This window comes from Dorea longicatena (genome assembly GCF_024168045.1).
Lineage (GTDB): Bacteria > Bacillota > Clostridia > Lachnospirales > Lachnospiraceae > Dorea_A.
On sequence record NZ_CP100126.1, the window covers coordinates 2,732,752 to 2,751,025 of the forward strand.

Below are 18,274 nucleotides of genomic sequence, written 5' to 3' on the forward strand. Positions count from 1 at the left end.
TTTTGACACGTTAATTGACTTTTTTTGACATATATGTGATTATAATGTTAAAAATGAGTAGATATTGACTATTTTTTACAACATACTGAATTAACAACTTCTTACAAATACTTTTTAACATTTACATCATAATATGCTGAGGTACTATATTATGGCTGATTTAGGGAAAACATTAAATGAATTATTTGAGCTGAATGAAGATGAGAAATTTTATAAAGATTATTTTGAAGTTTCTGCTTCTTCCGGTCAGTTGAAGAAATTTCTGGATAAGGTAGATCTGGATGATGCCATCCGCCGCCATCTGATTATCCCGGAACTGCTGCCGGATATCATTTCTTATGAAATGAATGATGATGAATACTTTAAAGACAATGACCGGAATGTATTCATCAGCAAACATAACCGGTACACGCCTCCGTTTTTACACAAGCACGACTTTTTTGAGATTATCTTTGTATTTACCGGACATTGCTCACAGACTATCTCCACGACCAGAAAAGATTTTACCGAAGGGGATCTGATTTTTATTGCCCCGGGTGTGTATCATACGATGGAAGTCTTTGACGATAATTCCATCGTATTCAACATCCTTCTGCGAAAATCCACATTTTCACAGATGTTTATTCCGCTGATGAAGGGGAACAATCTGTTAAATGAATTCTTCTCGGAAGGATTGTATCATTCCCAGCAGATCGACTACGTTATCTTCCACTCCGGCGGTGAGCATCTGATCGATTCGCAGAAAGAGATGCTAAATGTATACCATGAGCACCTCTTTCACGATGCATTTTCCGATCAGGTTCTGGTCGGCATGCTTACTCAGCTCAGCGCAAAGATGATGCGCCATTACCGGAATACGGTAGAATCTTCTTACCGTGACAAGAATGAACACCAACCGGAAAATTTTAAAGTTATGCACTATATGCAGAGTCATCTGGAAGATGTCACTCTGCAGGACATCGCGGATCATTTCGGCTTCTCACTATCGTATTGTTCCAGACTGATCAAGTCCACGACTGGACAGTCTTTTAATGACTGGAAGCGGCTTCTCCGGATACAGAAAGCAGAACGGCTTCTGGTGAATACGCAAAAGTCCGTTGCGGATATCAGTGAGATTCTTGGATATGAGAATCCAGAGACATTTATCCGGGCGTTCAAGAAAGAGCTGCATATTACTCCGGCGAAATACCGGAGCCGGGAGATTACTCCAAAGACAAATTCATAAAAAATATCCGGCAGAAAATATTATCATTTCTGCCGGATGTTCCTAATACTCTGACATACTCCTCTCCACCTGCACTGCTGCGATCGCACCATCTGCCACCGCAGTCACTACCTGTCGCAAGCTCTTGGCTCTTACATCTCCTGCTGCATACACACCCGATACATTGGTATGCATGTCCTCATCCGTCTTAATGTATCCCTTGTCATCCGTCTCTACTTTATCTGCAAACACGCCGATATTCGGGATCATACCGATGAATCCAAACAGTCCGAACAGTCCGTCTTTCGGATCGGCTTCTATCTTTGTAAGTTCTCCCGTCTTCACATTCTTCACAGTCATCGTCTGAAGCAGTCCGTCGCCGCCCACTTCTTCGACTACCGAATCCCACAGAAATGTGATCTTCGGATTGGCAAATGCTTTCTCCTGAATAGACTTTGCTGCACGCAGCTCGTCTCTTCTGTGAATAATCGTAACTTTTCTGGCAAATTTTGTAAGATACAGCGCTTCTTCCACCGCTGCATCCCCGCCGCCCGCTACATAGACTTCCAGGTCAGTAAAGAAGTTCGCATCACAGGTTGCACAGTAAGAGATTCCGCGTCCCTTGTACTCCTGCTCGCCTTTGCATCCGATCGGTCTTGCATATGCACCGGTTGCAATGATGATATTTTTCGCCTGATAGGTATCTTTTTCGCCTGTCAGGACTTTGATGTCTCCGCTCAGTTCTGCATTTGTGATCGTATCACGGACATGTTCTGCGCCGAACTGTTCTGTCTGTTCATACATTCTGCGTACAAGAGAAACTCCCGTCTCTCCTTCTACGATCTGTCCCGGATAGTTTTCTATTTCGTCTGTGTTGATAATCTGGCCGCCGGCCTGTCCTTTTTCGATGATCAGGGTGTCCAGTCTGCTTCTGCCTGCATATAAGCCTGCGCTTAATCCCGCCGGTCCGGCGCCAAGGATGATTACATCATATATGTGATCCATGTGTGTGTCCTCTCTTTCTTTTCGTATGTATTTTTAAAATTATTGATCGTATGATTCTATCTTATTTTACATGATTTTAGCTGTTGGCATACCAACAAATTACAATTAAAAATTTCCTTTTTGTTTTTATATTACTTGCTAAAGATATATTTCTTTGATATTATAATTATACAAAAAACAACCGCTCAAAGTGGTTGGCCATATTGAGTAATAGAAATCCACCCATATTGCGGTTGTTTATAGTAGTATATCACATACGTTTTATTTATTCAATTGTTAAATAAACTTCATTATATCTTCCACAATCTGCTCTTTCGTCAGATGATTCTCTTTCAGAACTTCTGCTACATCATAACGGTCGAGGAACTCTTTCTTCAGTCCGAAGTTCAGAACCTTCATGTCCGAATCTCCGTAGAATCTTGCGATCTTCTCGCCGAATCCGCCATCCAGAATACCATCTTCCAGGGTGATCACAACATCGTGGTCTTTCTTAAGCTCTTCCAGAAGTTCTGCATCAATACCTGTAATATAATATGGATTGATTACAGTTACATCTGTTCCAATCTCTTTTTTAAGCTCTTCTGCAACTTCTTTGCCAAGTCCGTAGAATGTTCCAAGTCCAATCACTGCAACCTTAGAGCCTTTCTGAGTTACTTCGTATTTGTTCAGATCACCGAAGTCTTTTGTAATCTCTTTTCCGTCTGAGATCACACTGCCGCCCGGAAGTCTGATTCCTACCGGATACTCATTCTGCTCGATACTCCAGTCAAGCATTGCCAGGTACTCTTCCTTGGTTGTCGGAGCAAGGTATACCAGATTCGGAATATTGGCCATCATCGGGATGTCATATAGTCCAAGGTGTGTCACATCATTCATTCCGTATACCGAACCACAGAATGTTACAATAGTTGCCGGGCTGTTATTAATGCAGAGATCCTGTGCGATCTGGTCATAAGTTCTCTGTACAAATGTACTGTATACTCCATAAACCGGTTTTCCGCCATTTGCGGCAATTCCGGAAGCCAGTGCTACGGCTGTCTCTTCTGCGATACCGACATCTACGAACTGTTTTCCTGCTTCTTTTCTCTTATCTTCTGTGAATCCCATAACAGTCGGTGTTCCGGATGTGATCGCTACCACTGCCGGATCTTTTTTCATCTTATCCAAAAGATAATTCATGGAAATATCCGAATAGTCTTCTTCTGTCATCTCGTATAACGGCTCACCTGTCTCGATATGAAATGGTCCATTATAATGCCATACTTCTTTGTTCTGCTCTGCCGGTGCATATCCTTTTCCTTTTAAGGTATTGATATGGACAACAACTGGTTTCCTGCTGTCTTTGACACTCTGGAATGCTTCGATCAGGTCTCCGACAGCATTTCCGTGATCCACGTAAATGTAATCCAGTCCCATAGCCTTGAACAGGTTGCATTCTGCCTGTCCGTTTGTCTCACGGAGTAATTTTAAGTTGCCATATAATCCGCCGTGGTTTTCTGCGATGGACATATCATTGTCATTTACAATGATGATCAGATTTCCGTCTAATTCTACTGCATAGTCCAGTCCTTCCAGTGCTTCACCGCCGCTTAAGGAACCGTCACCGATCACTGCGATCACATTTCCTTCTTCCCCTTTCAGGTCTCTTGCTTTTGCAAGTCCGCATGCGAGGCTGACGGATGTAGATGTATGACCTACAGTGAAATGATCGTGTACACTTTCATTTGGATTGCTGTAGCCGGACACATCATCGTAATGTTCTTCATAGAGATATGCATCCTTTCTTCCTGTCAGCATCTTGTGCGGATAGGTCTGGTGTGATACGTCATATACAATCTTGTCTTTTGGTGACTCGAATACATAATGCAGTGCGATCGTTGCCTCTACCATACCGAAGTTTGGTCCGAAGTGTCCGCCGTGGATGCTGGCTCTCTTTAACAGTGCCTCTCTCATCTCGCCTGCCATTACAGTCATCTCGTCTACCGTTAATTTCTTTACATCTTCTGGTCCGTTAATCTTTTCTATATACATGAACTATTCTCCTCCCAGTTTAATACTCCTGTCTTTACTGCTTCTTCGTATTTGGAAATTTTGTAATTCAGCCGGTTGATCGCTGACTCTATCTGCGCTTTCTGCTCTTCTAACTTCTCTCTTTCTTCCGAAAGAAGCTGAAGTCTTGCTTCAAATGTCTCGTCGCCCTCCTGATATAATTTTACATACTCGATCAGTGCCTCCACGGGAAGTCCTGCTTTTCTCATACAGATCACAAGCTCCACCCATCCAAGGTCTGATTCCTGATAGTCTCTGATTCCGCCTGCCGTACGTGTTACTTCCGGTATCATGCCGATGCGTTCATAATAACGCAGGGTATCAGCGGAAATGTCATATGTTTCACTTACTTCTTTTATCGTCAATCCAGACACCACCTTTCCGTTCATTACTATAGCACTTGGAGTTCGCTCCAAGTCAAGATTTTTTCCAAAAATGTAAGAGTAAATTCCGGATTATACAATTCATCCTGTATTTTCTGATATCTGCAGAAGCTGCATAGCAATAACAAAAGCCGTCAGGGAATATAATTCTAATTCATACATTAATATTCCCTGACGGCTTTTCTATTTCTATTATTTCTTTTAAATTCTCTTCAAATCAGCTTCCGTCAACCTTACTTCTGGCTTCTCAGTCTCTCAACAAACCGACTGAGTCTTCCGATCGCTTCTTTCAGATCTTCCAGTGAGTACGCATACGATACACGCAGGAACCCTTCCCCACTCTCACCAAACGCACTTCCCGGTACGACTGCAACCTTCTCCTCTTCCAGGAAACGCATTGCAAATTCTTCGGAAGTCATACCGAATTCTTTGATACTTGGGAAGATATAAAATGCACCGAATGGCTCGAAGCATTCCAGCTTCATCTTCGCAAATTCATTTACCAGATATCTTCTTCTCTGGTTGTATGCATTTCTCATCTGCTGCACTTCATCTTCGCAGTGACGCAAGCCTTCGATGGCTGCGTACTGGCTGTTGGTCGGCGCACACATGATCGCAAACTGATGGATCTTCAACATCTGTTCTATGATCACAGACGGTCCGCAGATATAACCAAGTCTCCATCCCGTCATGGCAAATCCTTTGGAAAATCCGTTGATTACCAGTGTTCTTTCCTGCATTCCCGGAAGAGATGCAATAGACACATGCTCTGTCTTGTATGTAAGTTCGGAGTAAATCTCATCCGAAAGCACATACAGGTCATGTCTTTTCACAACTTCCGCAATTGGCTCCAGATCTTCTTTTGTCATGATTGATCCTGTCGGGTTGTTCGGGAATGGCATGACTAACATTTTTGTCTTTGGCGTGATTGCTGCCTCCAGTTCTTCTGCCGTCAGTTTGAATTCGTTCTTTTCCTGAAGCGGAATAACAACCGGATTACCGTCTGCCAGAATGGTACAAGGTAAATACGATACATAGCTCGGCTGCGGGATCAGTACTTCATCTCCCGGATCCAGCATTGCGCGCAGTGCCACATCGATTCCTTCACTTCCTCCGACCGTCACCATGATCTCATGATCCGGGTCATATTCTACATGTATCTTACGTTCCAGATATTTGCTGATCTCGATCTTCAGATCTTTAAGACCTGCATTCGATGTATAGAAAGTCTTGCCCTGTTCCAGGGTGTAGATACCTTCCTCTCTGATTCTCCATGGTGTGTCAAAATCAGGTTCTCCTACACCAAGGGATATTGCGTCAGGCATCTCACTTACCAGATCAAAGAATTTACGGATTCCAGATGGTTCGATGCCTGTGATTTTCTTAGATAATGGATTTCTCATCATGGTGTTACAAGCATCCTTTCTGTTTTTTTCTGTCCGAACATGATTGTTCCGTGATCCTTATATTTCTTCAGTACGAACTGTGTGCTGGTTCCTGTGACATCTTCGATCGGTGATAATTTACTTGATACAAACCTTGACACTTCCTGCAAAGTCTTGCCTTCGATCAGAACCATCATATCAAAATCACCGGAGATCAGATATACGGCTGATACTTCCGGATAATTACAGATCCGTTCTGCTGTCTTATCAAATCCCGTGTCACGCTGTGGTGTTACTTTTACTTCGATCAGGGCATTCACATACTCTGTTCCTGTCTTATCCCAGTCGATCAGTGTATGATAGCCACAGATGATCTTTGCTCTTTCCATGGCAGAAATCTCATTTGCTACGGTTACTTCGTCGGTTCCAAGAAGAACTGCCAGTTCTCCGAGGTCCACCCTGCTATGCTTCTCCAGATACAGGAGTATCTGCTTTCTTAATTCTTCCATCATTCATACCTCCGCTATATAGCTTCAAGATCTCATCCGGAGCCGGACGGTCGATATAACGCATCTCTTCTCCATTTCTTAAGATCTTATCGTTGTTGTCTGTTGTATGTCCGATTACTGCTGCTGTAATCCCCTGATTGTTCAGCGCATCTGCCAGTACTTCCCCATTGTCAGTCACAGCCAGAAAACTTCCTGTAGATATCATCTGATATGGATTCAGCCGGAAATGTTCACATACCTCGATCGTTTCCTGTAAAATACTGATTTTCTTCATATCAAGATCCAGTCCCTGCTCTAATTCCAGTGCCAGATTCCACAGTGCTGCCAAGATCCCGCCATCTGCGACCTGACGTACGACAAATGCGCCCCCGGCTTTTGCGGCTTCGATTTCTTTTGGAGCAAATATCTGCTGTCCGTATGACTTTATCTGCTTCATGAAAACTGGCGCAAAACGAGTCTTAAGTTCCTGTTCTTTTTCTTCCGTGATCCGGAGCATACCATCCATTCCTGCATGCCCTGCGAACACAATATCCTTACAGGCTCGTGCGGTTTCCCGGTTCCATGCTTCTTCCTTTGGAGCCTTTGCGATTCCTGTAACCGTCACTGCGATCGCCCGAACCGCCGGATTGACAGATGCCTGTACTCCTGCAAGCATGATATTATACTTTTTGCATGCTTTTTTGAGAAGCTTTTCAATCTTGTGGATTCTGGATTTGAACACGTATTCCGGATAGGCGATCTGTACACTAATGCCTGCAGATGGTTCATGCGTATCCTGCATATCCTCACTCCGGATATCCGCTTCCTGCTCCTCATCCTCTGTTATATCAGGGCAGACAGAGAACACTGCACCCTGTGCCGCCAGTGCGTTCACAGTCTGTGCAAGTGCATGGACACCGATCTGCGGAGATAAACCGTAGACGGTAACTGTTTCGCTTATAAGCTGTTCTGTCTGTGTCTCTAACTTCATGTTTATTATGTTCCCCTTTTATATTTATACAAGATACGGAATAATCATCGTTGCTACCATGGCAATGATGACGATAAGCACAACAATTGATACAATTCTTCTTGTTCTTTTATTGTTGAAATTCATTCTTCTACCTTCTTTGATTATATTTTCGTTACTGCTTCTTCTCATTCTTATCAATTTTTACGTAAACAGTAACGTATTTCTCTACATTTTATACTCTTTACAATATTTTTGCAAGAAACAATCCTCACATTTCGGACTTCTTACACTGCAGATCGTACGCCCTTTTCATAATTTAATTTTCTCTATCTTACAGACTCTTGCCTCCTGATTCAGCGGATTTCTGTTCTGATAGTCAAATAAAATATATGTATCTGTCAGTTTGAAATATTCCAGATGCGTCATTTTACGCATCTGATTTCTGTCGTATTTTCCATAATCTGGAAGGTACTCATGCGTCTCCTCTTCTGTCTCATAAAATGCTCTTGCAGCATCTTTCGTTACCGGATATTCTCCGGCAAATCCTGGACGGCTCTTTGCATTTTCACGCAGATAATAATCATAAGTGAGCACTTCCCGGAATAAATCTTCTTTTTCTTTGTGATATTTTCTCACATAATTTAACAGGATCTCATATCTTGCACTCCGCTTGTGCTGAACTGAATTATAATCATTTTCTTCATAATAAGCGGCAAGCCGGTCATACATATCAAATGCAGAATCATATTCTTTTTCCAGTTCTTCCATCGTGTTCGTGAATTGACGGCTGTTATAATACACTTCTACCATCTCTTCCACGCCTTTCAGCCTCAATACATCTTCATAAGAAATCCATTTTGTATAAAGTACTTCATACGGTGGATGCGCTTTGTGCACAATTCCATATTCCTTCTGATGTTCCTGCATAAATGATCCTTTCAGCACTTTCAGGAATCCTAACTGGAGTTGTTCTGGTTTTAATGCATAGACATCATCAAAAGAATGTGCGAAGCTTTCCACATCTTCGTATGGAAGTCCCGCAATCAGATCCAGATGTTCGTGTACATTTCCTCTCTCCTGGATTCTCCTCACGATTCTGGATACTTTTTCAAAATCCATAACTCTGTGGATCTCTTTAATCGTCTTCGGATTTGTTGACTGCACACCTATTTCAAGCTGTACCAGTCCGGGGCGCATCTGTTCTAACAATTCCAGTTCTTCCTCATTCAGAATATCTGCCGCAATCTCAAAATGGAAATTCGTGATTCCATTATCATGCTCCATGATATATTTCCAGATTGCAATACTGTGATCGTGCTTACAGTTAAATGTACGATCGACGAATTTCACCTGCGGAACATTATGGTCCAGGAAAAACTGCAGTTCCTTCTTTACCAGTTCTATATCTCTGAACCGCAGGCGCTTGTCTACCGAAGACAGACAGTAGCTGCAGGAAAATGGACAGCCTCTGCTTGTCTCATAATAGATAATTTTGTGTTCAAAATCTTCTATGTGGTCGTAGACAAACGGAACCTCACTTAAATCCATGATCGGCCGCCATGGTTTATCGATGATTTCATTTTCTTCTGTCCGGAAAGTAATGCCTATAACATTTTTTAACTGGTTATCCACACTCTCTGATTTTTTCCAGGAGTTATCCACATTCTCTTTCTTTTTTTCGAATTCATTTCGGTATATCCGGCAAATTTCTTTAAATGTCTTCTCTCCTTCCCCTTTCATTACACCTTTGACACACGGTAGACGTCTTAACACATCCTGCGCATCATAGGAAACTTCCGGACCACCAAGCCAGATTGGCATATCCGGGCGTAATTTTCCGATTTCCAACACAATCTCCTCTATATAATCCAGGTTCCAGATATAGCAGGAAAGGCAGAGGATGTCCGGTTTTCTCTTATAGATATCCATCAGGATATCATCCTTCTGCTGATTGATCGTGTACTCCCCGATCTCCACCGCCGGATCTTCGGCATAGGCTTTCAGACTGTAGACCGCTAGATTGGAATGTATATATTTTGCATTGACTGCTGCCAGTAATATCTTCATTATGCTTTCCTCCAGATCAGAATCTCTCCTCCGGTCATATACCGGATAAGATAAATCCTCATATATCTAGGTATTATAAATTGGTATCGCCTTTTTTACAACATTTCCATTGACTTTTTGTCCGGAACACGTTAAAATATTGAGCTGTGCAGCCGGGGTGTTAGCGGTACCTTGCACCTGCAATCCGCTATAGCAGGGGTGATATTGCGCAGAGGGCTTGTTTTTGCAGAGCTGCCCTTGGAAAGTGGCGTTGATGTTTGGGTCTTACGCGACGGAACTCCATGAACCATGTCAGGTCAGGAATGAAGCAGCATTAAGTGGAATCTTCCGGGTGCCGTAAGGGTGCCTGGGCTGAGTTAACTACTAAGGTAACGTCTGTGAAGGCTCGTTCGAAGCGCAATGCACATAATAAAATAAACAGATATTAAAAATATCCACTGCAGTTTGATATGCTACCCTCATATAGGACAATGAAATATAAAAGTCCTATATGGGGGTATTTTCATGTTCAGAAAGAGTAAGATAGAACCAGTAGAAAAAGTAAAAATAGTCGAACGCTACCTTGCAGGAGAAATTGGCATACAGCAAGCAGGAAAAGAATTAGGAGTTGATCATCATAGTATTCGAAATTGGATTTCTATTTATCAGTATGATGGACCAACTGGATTACTCAATCAACCGAAAAACAAATCTTATTCAAAAGATTTAAAAATATCTGCTATAAATGATTATCTTAACGGAGAAGGATCTCTTCAGGATATTTGCACAAAATACGGAATTCGTTCACACAGACAGCTTTCCGATTGGATTAAGGTGTATAATTCTGGTGGAATATTAAAAACATCCACTGGAGGTGCTTACATGAAAAAGGCAAAGAACACTACACTTGATGAGAGATTAAAAATAGTAACAGATTGTCTTGCAAATGATAAGAATTATGGTGCAATGGCACTCAAATATGATTGTTCCTATCAACAAGTTCGCAATTGGGTAATACGATACGAAAAGATGGGTCAAGCGGGTCTGGAAGACAGACGTGGACGTCGTATAGCTTCTCTTCCAAGCAGAACACCTGAAGAAGAGCTACGTGACAAGATAGCTGAACTGGAAAGAAGAAATCTAGACTTACAAATGGAGAATGATCTGTTAAAAAAAGTCAGAGAACTGGAAAGGAGGGGTCGCTATCTTTAATCCATCGGTTAGCCGAATATGAAGCCATCCAAAAACTATCGTCTACTAAGCATTATCCCATAGATAGACTTTGTAAATATCTTAATGTTACACGTTCTGCGTATTACCGCTGGGGAAAATATCCGAAAAGTAATAATGAACTTCGAAACGAAAGACTATCCACTGAAATCCAAAGGATTCATCACCAGCATCCAGATATGGGATACCGAAGGATTCGTGATGAATTAGATGGACATAAAGGAATTCATGTGAATGATAAACGAGTACTTCGTATTTGTAGGAAATACGATATAAAATCAAATATTAAATGGAAACCTAAGAGTTGTACCAGAGGAGACAGAAATCCTGATCACATAGCAAAAAACTATTTACACCGTGAATTTCACGCCGAAAAACCGAATGAAAAGTGGCTTACAGATGTTTCTGAATTTAAATACTACAACGGAATAGAAGTTCATAAAGTTTATCTGAGTGCTATTTTAGATTTATATGATAGAAGGATTGTTTCCTTTAAAATCAGCGATCATAATGATAATCCATTAGTTATGGACACGTTTGATGAGGCTGTTCGTCAGGAGCCAGATGCACACCCATTAGTTCATTCTGATCGAGGCTTTCAATATACAAGCGCACAGTTTTATACTAGATTAAAAAAACATCATATGAAGCAGAGTATGTCTAGAGTTGCCCACTGTATTGACAATGGACCAATGGAAGGGTTTTGGGGAATTCTAAAACGAGAAATGTATTATAAACAGCGTTTTAATGACAGAAGCTCTTTGATTACTGCGATAGCTAATTACATAGATTACTACAACAACCAACGACTTCAAAGGAAACTGCATGTAATGACACCAATGAAATATCATGAGCAATATACAAAAGCAGCATAAAATATCGCCAGCCATAGCATGGCTGACGATACAAAAATTTATTATTTTTTATTGTCCTCTTGACGGGGAGCATACCAGTTTCCCGCATGTGGATATTTTTTTATATTATACCAAATTATTCTTCTCTGTCCAGAATGCCGGATCTCCATGCTTTGTCATCTGCAAGTCCGTGCATCATCAGTACCGGCGGTATCTCGGTCTCTTTGTTTACATAATTCATACAGGTAACTGCATTGGAAAGTTCCGGATATTCATATACATTCTTCTTACCGATCAGCATTCCTACCGTCTTTTCATTCATCTGGTCACCTGTCTCTTATATTTCCTCTGTCTGCTCTTTTTCCAGTTGCTTTTTCTTCTTCCTTGCCTCTCTTAATTCTTTAAAAAATGATTTCATCATCTGGCTGCATTCTTCTTCCATGACTCCTGTCGTCAATTCCACCTGATGGTTAAATTCCGGCATATCCAGAAGATTTAAGATAGATCCCGCACAACCGGCTTTTGGATTCATACAACCGACTACCACCCTTGTCATCCGGGACTGTACGATTGCACCGGAACACATCTGGCAAGGCTCCAGTGTCACATACATCGTACAATCTTCCAGTCTCCAGTCATTCATTTTCCTGCTTGCTTTTCTGATCGCAGCCAGTTCCGCATGTGCCAGGGTATTGTTGTCAATCGTTCTCCGGTTGTACCCTCTTCCTATGATCTTATCCTGATACACAATCACACACCCGATCGGTACTTCTCCGATCGCATAAGCTTTTTTCGCCTGTTTGATTGCTTCTTTCATATATTTTTCATCTGTACTTTGCATTTCCACACTCCATCTGATTATATTTTTCTTTGTATATCTGCGCAGTCTTCCGATCCGCGGACATCTCTGCACCAGTATCCGAATGTCTCTCTGTCATTCGTTTCTTCTTCCGTAAGCGCAAGTCCGGTCTCCTCAAACGGCAGAAATTCCGGAAACCCAAAACTTTCTGCTGCTTTTGCTTCCTGTGGATGATATACTCCAGGTACTCCTAATTTTAACTGACCATCACAGACTGTCAATATCAGGTGATGATAATTATAATATCCATGAACCAGAAAACTATTGTTCGCATGCTTCCATTCACATCTCGGAAGACATACCATATCTTTCCGTTGGATTTTTCTGACTTTGTATCTTTTCTCACATTCCTTTACTTCCTGTTCCTCTGAAGCCTCTGCATTACTCTTTTCTTTTTCATGCGTCTCTTCCTCCGCCATCTCCCACTTTTCCATCTGACAGATATTTACCGCATCGTCATTCCACACTGCAGCATAACAGTGCCCGCTTATGTCTTTCAAAATAATTCCGTTGACCAGACCATAATTTTCTTTCTCCCCCATATCTTCCGGTGTATAACACAATTGATAATTCAGTCCGGGAGACGGCGGCTCTGTCACTCCCATATTGATTCCGGTACATTTTTCATCCTGATTCCAGAACAAATATACTTCCAGTCCCTTTGCGTCTTCTTCCATCCGGAATCCTTTTCCGTGTACATGGATCACACACTGTTCCATATCCTGTTCTATTTTTACGAAGCCTACATTCCGCATCTTCTTCTCTTGTTCGTATTCATACAGATATCGAATAAACCGTCTCAAAATACCCACTCCTGTTTACGGCTATTTATCACAATCTATTCTGAAATATTCTCTTTTATGCCATAATCGCATTCAATTCCTGATACAACCTCTTCGCATAGCTGTCGGTCATTCCGCAGATATAGTCCGTAACCAGTAATAATCTCAGATACAACCGGTAAATGTCTGGCTGTCCCTCCGCATGATAGCGGTATGCTTTTTTGTAATTATTGGAAATAAACGAAACCAGCCGTTCTTCTATAGAATTCAGTTTCTGTGCCGGATCATCATATTTAATTATCGCACCCATGAAGCGGTCCATCAGATTGTCAAGCATCACTGCTTCCTTCACTTCCATCCGGTAGATTGTTTCTGACTTAAACACACATTTGCATGCAATCTCTCCAAGTAATTTTACAAGTCCTTCCGCCGGTGTATCTGCGAATAAATCTGTTTTATATACTCCATTCATAATCTCATCGTAATGAGTAGTAAATCCAGATGTTGCATATCCGATCAGAACTCCCTGTACCTTTACGATCCAGTTTTTCACTGCATAATCTCCGGGGTTATCTACCCCGTTTTTCTTTGCACGTTCATATAATTCCACCAGTTTATCTGCCGGCCGGAACCTATTCCATTCCGCCTGTTCCGGAACTGCCAGCTTCTTTTCCCTGTTTTGAAGCTTCCGCAATTCATCCCGCAGACTGTGATAAGTAATGAACCCTTTCACAAATGCATCTTCGATATCTGCCGTTTTATATGCAATATCATCTGCTGCCTCCAGAATAAATGTCAGAGGATGTCTGCAATTTCCCGCCCCTGTCTCCATCACGATATCTTCGAATAACTCCCGGTCCGCATAATAATATCCCATCTTTTTTTCACGGATATCCCCGGACTTTGGCCGGATCTGTGTAGATGCCACCGGATATTTTATAATTGTGTTTAAAAGCGCATAGGTAAGATTCATTCCATTTTCATCTACCAGGAAATGAAGCTTACTCACCAGCCTGAGCGCCTGTGCATTTCCTTCAAAATGATAAAAATCTTCCCTCATCTGTTCTTCCAGTAATTCTTCTATCGGTGTTCCGTGATATTTTAACACCGGAAGATTCCGTTCAAACCACTCTCTGATCGCAAACTCCCCATAATGTCCGAACGGAGGATTTCCAATGTCATGAATCAGTCCTGCACACTGAAGAATATTGCAAATATCTTCTTTCATCCCCGGAGTGAAACTTGTATCTTTCTTATGTGCCAGTATGCTTTCGCCGATATTCTGTCCCAGCGATTTTGCCAGCGATGATACCTCCATAGAATGGGTCAGCCTGGTCCGAATAAAATCACTTTTATCTAATGGAAATACCTGTGTCTTGTCCTGAAGTCTCCGAAATGATGCACTTCCGATGATCCTGTGGTAATCCTTTTCAAATTCGCTTCTCAGATCGGTATCGGCGGAACGTACATCCTGATGTCTGCCCGGCCTTTGTCTCTTTGTCGATAAAAGTCTTGTCCACTCCATTTTACATCCTCCTTTTTGTCAAAAAGTGTCCAGCCGGATCTCCGGCTGAACACCTTATTTACAGCATTACTTTCTTAAGTTCATTTTCCATTAATCCAGATAGATCGGCGGCTCATAATCTTTGCCAAGTAACGCTTTCTTACGCTCCTGATATCCGAGAAACGCCCACTCCGTCATATCTGTCCACTGATGACTTCCACGGTCATATACCTGCACATAGCCGATCCGGTTCGGATGCATTCTTACACTGTTCGATTCATATTCATGTCCGGTGTAAGGGTTAAGTTCCCCTTTCTCAAGATCCTCTTCCGTTGATGTAAATAAATCCTCTTCATTCTCCTGTGCATACCTGTTCTGATGTCCTGCATCATAGTTCGTATTTAACTGTTCTGCATTTTCATAAGCAGCCGTTTCTGTCTCTGCGGCATATGTCTCTGCTTCCTCAGGTTCATCTGGAAGAAACTCTTCTGCAAGTTCTCCTGATTCTCCATCTTCTGAATAATCAAATTCATGATATTGGATTTCCGGTTTTTCTTCCTCTTTTTCTTCTTTCACCGGTTCTTCATGCTTTTTATGGATTCCGAAAAATGCTCTCCAGCCATGTGCCTTCTTCTCTGTCTCAGTCTTCTTTGGTTCCGGTTCTTCTACTTCCGGTTCTTCTACTTCCGGCTCTTCTACTTCCAGCTCTTCCTCATACTCCGGCTCTGCTTCTTCATATGCCGGCTCTTCTGCATACTCCGGCTCTGCTTCTTCATATACCGGCTCTTCTGCATACTCCGGCTCTGCTTCTTCATATACTGGCTCTGCTTCCACTTCCGGCTCTGCTTCTTCATATACCGGCTCTTCTGCATACTCCGGCTCTGCTTCTTCATATACCGGCTCTTCTGCATACTCCGGCTCTGCTTCTACTTCCGGCTCTTCTGCATACTCCGGCTCTGCTTCTTCATATACTGGCTCTGCTTCCACTTCCGCCTCTGCTTCTACTTCCGCCTCTGCTTCTACTTCCGGCTCTGCTTCTACTTCCGGCTTTGCTTCTACTTCCGGCTCTGCTTCTACTTCCGGCTCTGCTTCCACTTCCGCCTCTGCTTCTACTTCCGGCTCTGCTGCTTTCTCATTCACAAAGAAGTCAAAAATCGTCTCCTGGACATATTCCGGATTCTCTTCTACAACTTTCTTTGCTTTTTTCTTGCTTTTCTTCTTCTCAATCGCATCTAATTCTTTATGAATATCGACCAGTTCTCCAATCGTAATATCCCTTTCTTCCGCTCTTGTAGGTGCCTCTTTCTGTTCCGGTTCTGCAGCTTTCTGTTCTTTCACCGGTTTCTCTGTGCGGTCTTCATGTTCTTCTAATATATCTAAATAGAACGGGCATTCCAGAATCTTTGCGATCATACGCATATCCTGCTCCTGGAAATTATCTCTTCCGAGACGTTGTGTCAGGTTCTGGCGCGACATCTTTTTTCCTGTCTGTTTTTCTATCTTTTCTGCAAGTTCTTTGATGGTCATTCCTTTACGGCTCAGAATGATCTTGACCTGTTCTCCAAATGTTAATTCCAACATCGTCTTCCTCCTTAATTATTCTTACGCTCCCATACTCTCCTCATGTGTTTTTTTATGGTTTTGTAAACAATTTTCTATCTTGATAAATCTTTATTTTTCCCTTTTATATTCTAACAAATCACCGAAATCACGTCAACTACGCAACTCATCAATTTTCCCTGAATTTCCGGTTAAAAATGAAGTTTTTCGTTCCATTCCCTCACCACATTTTCATCGATTTTTACTATTTTTCTGTCATAAGAAAGAATTCCATTTACCTCTTCTTCTATATCCGATAATTGCGTATAGACCGTCGCACTTAACCCCCTGCTGATATTCGGGATAACGAGTTTTTTTATCAATTTTTCATACGCTCTGCTGAGATCTTTTTTTCTTTTAAATATCTTATATCCGTAAATATCTTTTTCATACATACTGTGCTTCGGAATCTGAAGCGAGTATCCCCCGAATTCGGTAAGCGCTGTCACCCGCTTTTCCGGTGTGATATTCAACGGGAAGAAATAATCATGAATACTTTTGATATCCCCACATCCCTGATCAAACCATCCGCTTGCAGAATCAATCAATCTGGTATGATCTTCTGCCAGAGCAATGTCTGTCATCTTCCTCGTCTTGAATTGTCCCCAGCCCTCATTAAATATCACCCATGTCACAACGGACGGATGATTATATAACCGCCGGATCGTTTCTTTCATTTCACTTTCAAACTGTTTCTGTCCGGTCGGATCCTGACGTCCCATCAGATGCAGCCTTGTATCCTTTGCACGGATATGTGTTCCTTCCATAGCTGTTGCCAGCCAGGTAACATACCAGCTCTTATATTCACGTCCTCCATTCACCATATCCTGCCATACCAGCATGCCAATCCGGTCACAATGATAATACCATCTCTGCGGTTCTATCTTGATATGCTTCCGGATCATATTAAACCCCAGATCCTTCATCTTCTGGATATCATAGATCATTGCTTCATCACACGGTGGTGTATACAAGCCGTCCGGCCAGTATCCCTGATCCAGAACTCCTTTTTGAAAATATGGTTTGTTGTTCAAAAAGATCCTCGGGATTCCGTTTTTGTCATTCTTCACTTCTATCTTACGCATGGCAAAATAACTCTCTACCGAATCATTCCCCATCTTTATATGCACATCATATAAAAACGGATCCTCCGGACTCCAGTTTCTCATATGCGGAATTCTCACCATACATGGTCTCCCTGTCCTACCGGCAGTTTTTAACGGCCACATCGTTCTTGCCGTTACCGTCACATCATAGTCGATATCTTTTCTTCCGGCGGCATCTTCCAGCTGTATCATAACGGAAGACTGATCATAAAGCGGTGTGATCTTCAGATCTTTGATGTGATACTCCGGAACCTTTTCCATCCATACCGTTTGCCAGATTCCACTTTGCGCCGTATAGAACATCCCGCCATTTTCTAATTTCTGTTTTCCCCTGCTGTAATAATATGTATCGGAATAATCTTTTACTTTTATTGTCAGTATATTTCTTTCTTCTTGCAATGCATCCGTAACATCGAATGAAAACGGCAGATATCCGCCCACATGTTTTCCTTGTTTCTTTCCATTTACATAGACAACTGCACACTGATCCACAGCTCCGAAATGAAGCAGCCAGCGGCTTCCTGCTTCTGGTCTTATCTCTTCCGGAAGACTCCTTTTATACCATAAAAACTCATCCGGCTTTAACTGTCTTCCGACTCCCGACAGTGCTGCCTCCGGTGAAAACGGGACCAATATGTCTCCGTTCATTTTCTTTGGAAATCCTTTTGTGTCTTTTATTGCATATTTCCACACACCGTTCAGATTCACATAACTTTTCCGGCGCATCAATGGTCTTGGATATTCCCCTAATACATTCTTTTCATTTATATTGTCTGCCCATTTCGTCTTTAACTGTCTCATGTTCAT

The 18,274-nt window shown here is 42.1% G+C and carries 17 protein-coding genes and 1 other RNA gene; 4 read left to right on the forward strand and 14 right to left on the reverse strand.

What is annotated here, in order from left to right; translation table 11 throughout:
* Positions 1-151 precede the first annotated feature (151 nt).
* Positions 152-1,225, forward strand: a complete 1,074-nt coding sequence (locus NKF87_RS13110) for an AraC family transcriptional regulator (RefSeq protein WP_022416404.1) — start codon at positions 152-154, stop codon at positions 1,223-1,225.
* Between the two features lie 42 nt (positions 1,226-1,267).
* On the opposite strand, the gene trxB is transcribed toward NKF87_RS13110, so the two are convergent.
* The 8 genes from trxB to NKF87_RS13145 all read right to left on the reverse strand — a co-directional run bounded on the left by trxB (position 1,268) and on the right by NKF87_RS13145 (position 9,554).
* A complete protein-coding gene (gene trxB, locus NKF87_RS13115) occupies positions 1,268-2,209 on the reverse strand; it encodes a thioredoxin-disulfide reductase (protein WP_117597598.1) in 942 nt (313 codons plus the stop codon).
* 276 nt (positions 2,210-2,485) lie between these two features.
* Positions 2,486-4,240: a 1-deoxy-D-xylulose-5-phosphate synthase gene (locus tag NKF87_RS13120; protein WP_117597599.1), complete on the reverse strand. Its 1,755-nt coding sequence runs from the start codon at positions 4,238-4,240 to the stop codon at positions 2,486-2,488.
* Entirely contained in the window at positions 4,231-4,623 is a 393-nt protein-coding gene (locus NKF87_RS13125) for a MerR family transcriptional regulator (protein ID WP_117597673.1), read from the reverse strand. Before NKF87_RS13125 ends, NKF87_RS13120 begins: the two co-directional genes overlap by 10 nt.
* Positions 4,624-4,874: 251 nt before the next feature.
* Positions 4,875-6,044 carry an aminotransferase class I/II-fold pyridoxal phosphate-dependent enzyme gene (locus tag NKF87_RS13130; protein ID WP_055282241.1) on the reverse strand — a complete coding sequence of 390 codons (1,170 nt, stop codon included), beginning with the start codon at positions 6,042-6,044 and terminating at the stop codon, positions 4,875-4,877.
* Positions 6,044-6,535 carry an Lrp/AsnC family transcriptional regulator gene (locus NKF87_RS13135; protein WP_055282222.1) on the reverse strand — a complete coding sequence of 164 codons (492 nt, stop codon included), beginning with the start codon at positions 6,533-6,535 and terminating at the stop codon, positions 6,044-6,046. Before NKF87_RS13135 ends, NKF87_RS13130 begins: the two co-directional genes overlap by 1 nt.
* The gene (locus NKF87_RS13140) at positions 6,489-7,505 is read right to left on the reverse strand and encodes an AIR synthase-related protein (protein WP_117597600.1); all 1,017 of its coding nucleotides are present in this window, start codon (positions 7,503-7,505) and stop codon (positions 6,489-6,491) included. The genes NKF87_RS13135 and NKF87_RS13140 overlap by 47 nt, the downstream gene beginning before the upstream one ends.
* A 207-nt stretch (positions 7,506-7,712) precedes the next feature.
* On the reverse strand, positions 7,713-7,784 hold the full coding sequence (locus NKF87_RS14570; RefSeq protein ID WP_227097666.1) for a hypothetical protein: 72 nt from the start codon (positions 7,782-7,784) through the stop codon (positions 7,713-7,715).
* 12 nt (positions 7,785-7,796) lie between these two features.
* Entirely contained in the window at positions 7,797-9,554 is a 1,758-nt protein-coding gene (locus NKF87_RS13145; RefSeq protein WP_117597601.1) for a B12-binding domain-containing radical SAM protein, read from the reverse strand.
* A gap of 144 nt (positions 9,555-9,698) precedes the next feature.
* Between NKF87_RS13145 and ffs the strand changes: the two genes are divergently transcribed.
* From ffs to NKF87_RS13160, 3 genes are all read left to right on the forward strand, one after another.
* Positions 9,699-9,961: signal recognition particle sRNA large type (gene ffs / locus NKF87_RS13150), an RNA gene on the forward strand.
* A 97-nt stretch (positions 9,962-10,058) separates the two neighbouring features.
* Positions 10,059-10,745 carry a helix-turn-helix domain-containing protein gene (locus tag NKF87_RS13155; RefSeq protein WP_006426148.1) on the forward strand — a complete coding sequence of 229 codons (687 nt, stop codon included), beginning with the start codon at positions 10,059-10,061 and terminating at the stop codon, positions 10,743-10,745.
* Positions 10,745-11,638, forward strand: a complete 894-nt coding sequence (locus NKF87_RS13160) for an IS3 family transposase (protein WP_226851847.1) — start codon at positions 10,745-10,747, stop codon at positions 11,636-11,638. Before NKF87_RS13155 ends, NKF87_RS13160 begins: the two co-directional genes overlap by 1 nt.
* A gap of 115 nt (positions 11,639-11,753) precedes the next feature.
* Here NKF87_RS13160 and NKF87_RS13165 read toward each other — a convergent pair whose 3' ends face one another.
* The 6 genes from NKF87_RS13165 to NKF87_RS13190 all read right to left on the reverse strand — a co-directional run bounded on the left by NKF87_RS13165 (position 11,754) and on the right by NKF87_RS13190 (position 18,268).
* Positions 11,754-11,939 (reverse strand): hypothetical protein, encoded by a 186-nt coding sequence (locus NKF87_RS13165; RefSeq protein WP_181978340.1) that lies wholly within the window; start codon positions 11,937-11,939, stop codon positions 11,754-11,756.
* Between the two features lie 15 nt (positions 11,940-11,954).
* Positions 11,955-12,458, reverse strand: a complete 504-nt coding sequence (tadA, locus tag NKF87_RS13170) for a tRNA adenosine(34) deaminase TadA (RefSeq protein ID WP_055284357.1) — start codon at positions 12,456-12,458, stop codon at positions 11,955-11,957.
* A gap of 17 nt (positions 12,459-12,475) precedes the next feature.
* Complete coding sequence (locus tag NKF87_RS13175) at positions 12,476-13,279, reverse strand: hypothetical protein (protein WP_117597602.1); 804 nt, start codon at positions 13,277-13,279, stop codon at positions 12,476-12,478.
* A gap of 55 nt (positions 13,280-13,334) precedes the next feature.
* The gene (locus NKF87_RS13180; RefSeq protein ID WP_117597603.1) at positions 13,335-14,783 is read right to left on the reverse strand and encodes a deoxyguanosinetriphosphate triphosphohydrolase; all 1,449 of its coding nucleotides are present in this window, start codon (positions 14,781-14,783) and stop codon (positions 13,335-13,337) included.
* Positions 14,784-14,873: 90 nt separating this feature from the next.
* Positions 14,874-16,343, reverse strand: coding sequence for a helix-turn-helix domain-containing protein (locus NKF87_RS13185; protein ID WP_253583683.1), 1,470 nt, complete (start codon positions 16,341-16,343; stop codon positions 14,874-14,876).
* Between the two features lie 170 nt (positions 16,344-16,513).
* Positions 16,514-18,268, reverse strand: a complete 1,755-nt coding sequence (locus NKF87_RS13190; protein ID WP_055284353.1) for a glycoside hydrolase family 2 protein — start codon at positions 18,266-18,268, stop codon at positions 16,514-16,516.
* Positions 18,269-18,274 lie beyond the last annotated feature (6 nt).

Coding starts and splice junctions, on each gene's coding strand:
- NKF87_RS13110 (WP_022416404.1), top strand. CDS start 152: ATGGCTGATTTAGGGAAAACATTAAATGAATTATTTGAGCTGAATGAA.
- trxB (WP_117597598.1), bottom strand. CDS start 2,209: ATGGATCACATATATGATGTAATCATCCTTGGCGCCGGACCGGCGGGA.
- NKF87_RS13120 (WP_117597599.1), bottom strand. CDS start 4,240: ATGTATATAGAAAAGATTAACGGACCAGAAGATGTAAAGAAATTAACG.
- NKF87_RS13130 (WP_055282241.1), bottom strand. CDS start 6,044: ATGAGAAATCCATTATCTAAGAAAATCACAGGCATCGAACCATCTGGA.
- NKF87_RS13135 (WP_055282222.1), bottom strand. CDS start 6,535: ATGGAAGAATTAAGAAAGCAGATACTCCTGTATCTGGAGAAGCATAGC.
- NKF87_RS13140 (WP_117597600.1), bottom strand. CDS start 7,505: ATGAAGTTAGAGACACAGACAGAACAGCTTATAAGCGAAACAGTTACC.
- NKF87_RS13145 (WP_117597601.1), bottom strand. CDS start 9,554: ATGAAGATATTACTGGCAGCAGTCAATGCAAAATATATACATTCCAAT.
- NKF87_RS13155 (WP_006426148.1), top strand. CDS start 10,059: ATGTTCAGAAAGAGTAAGATAGAACCAGTAGAAAAAGTAAAAATAGTC.
- NKF87_RS13165 (WP_181978340.1), bottom strand. CDS start 11,939: ATGAATGAAAAGACGGTAGGAATGCTGATCGGTAAGAAGAATGTATAT.
- tadA (WP_055284357.1), bottom strand. CDS start 12,458: ATGCAAAGTACAGATGAAAAATATATGAAAGAAGCAATCAAACAGGCG.
- NKF87_RS13180 (WP_117597603.1), bottom strand. CDS start 14,783: ATGGAGTGGACAAGACTTTTATCGACAAAGAGACAAAGGCCGGGCAGA.
- NKF87_RS13185 (WP_253583683.1), bottom strand. CDS start 16,343: ATGTTGGAATTAACATTTGGAGAACAGGTCAAGATCATTCTGAGCCGT.
- NKF87_RS13190 (WP_055284353.1), bottom strand. CDS start 18,268: ATGAGACAGTTAAAGACGAAATGGGCAGACAATATAAATGAAAAGAAT.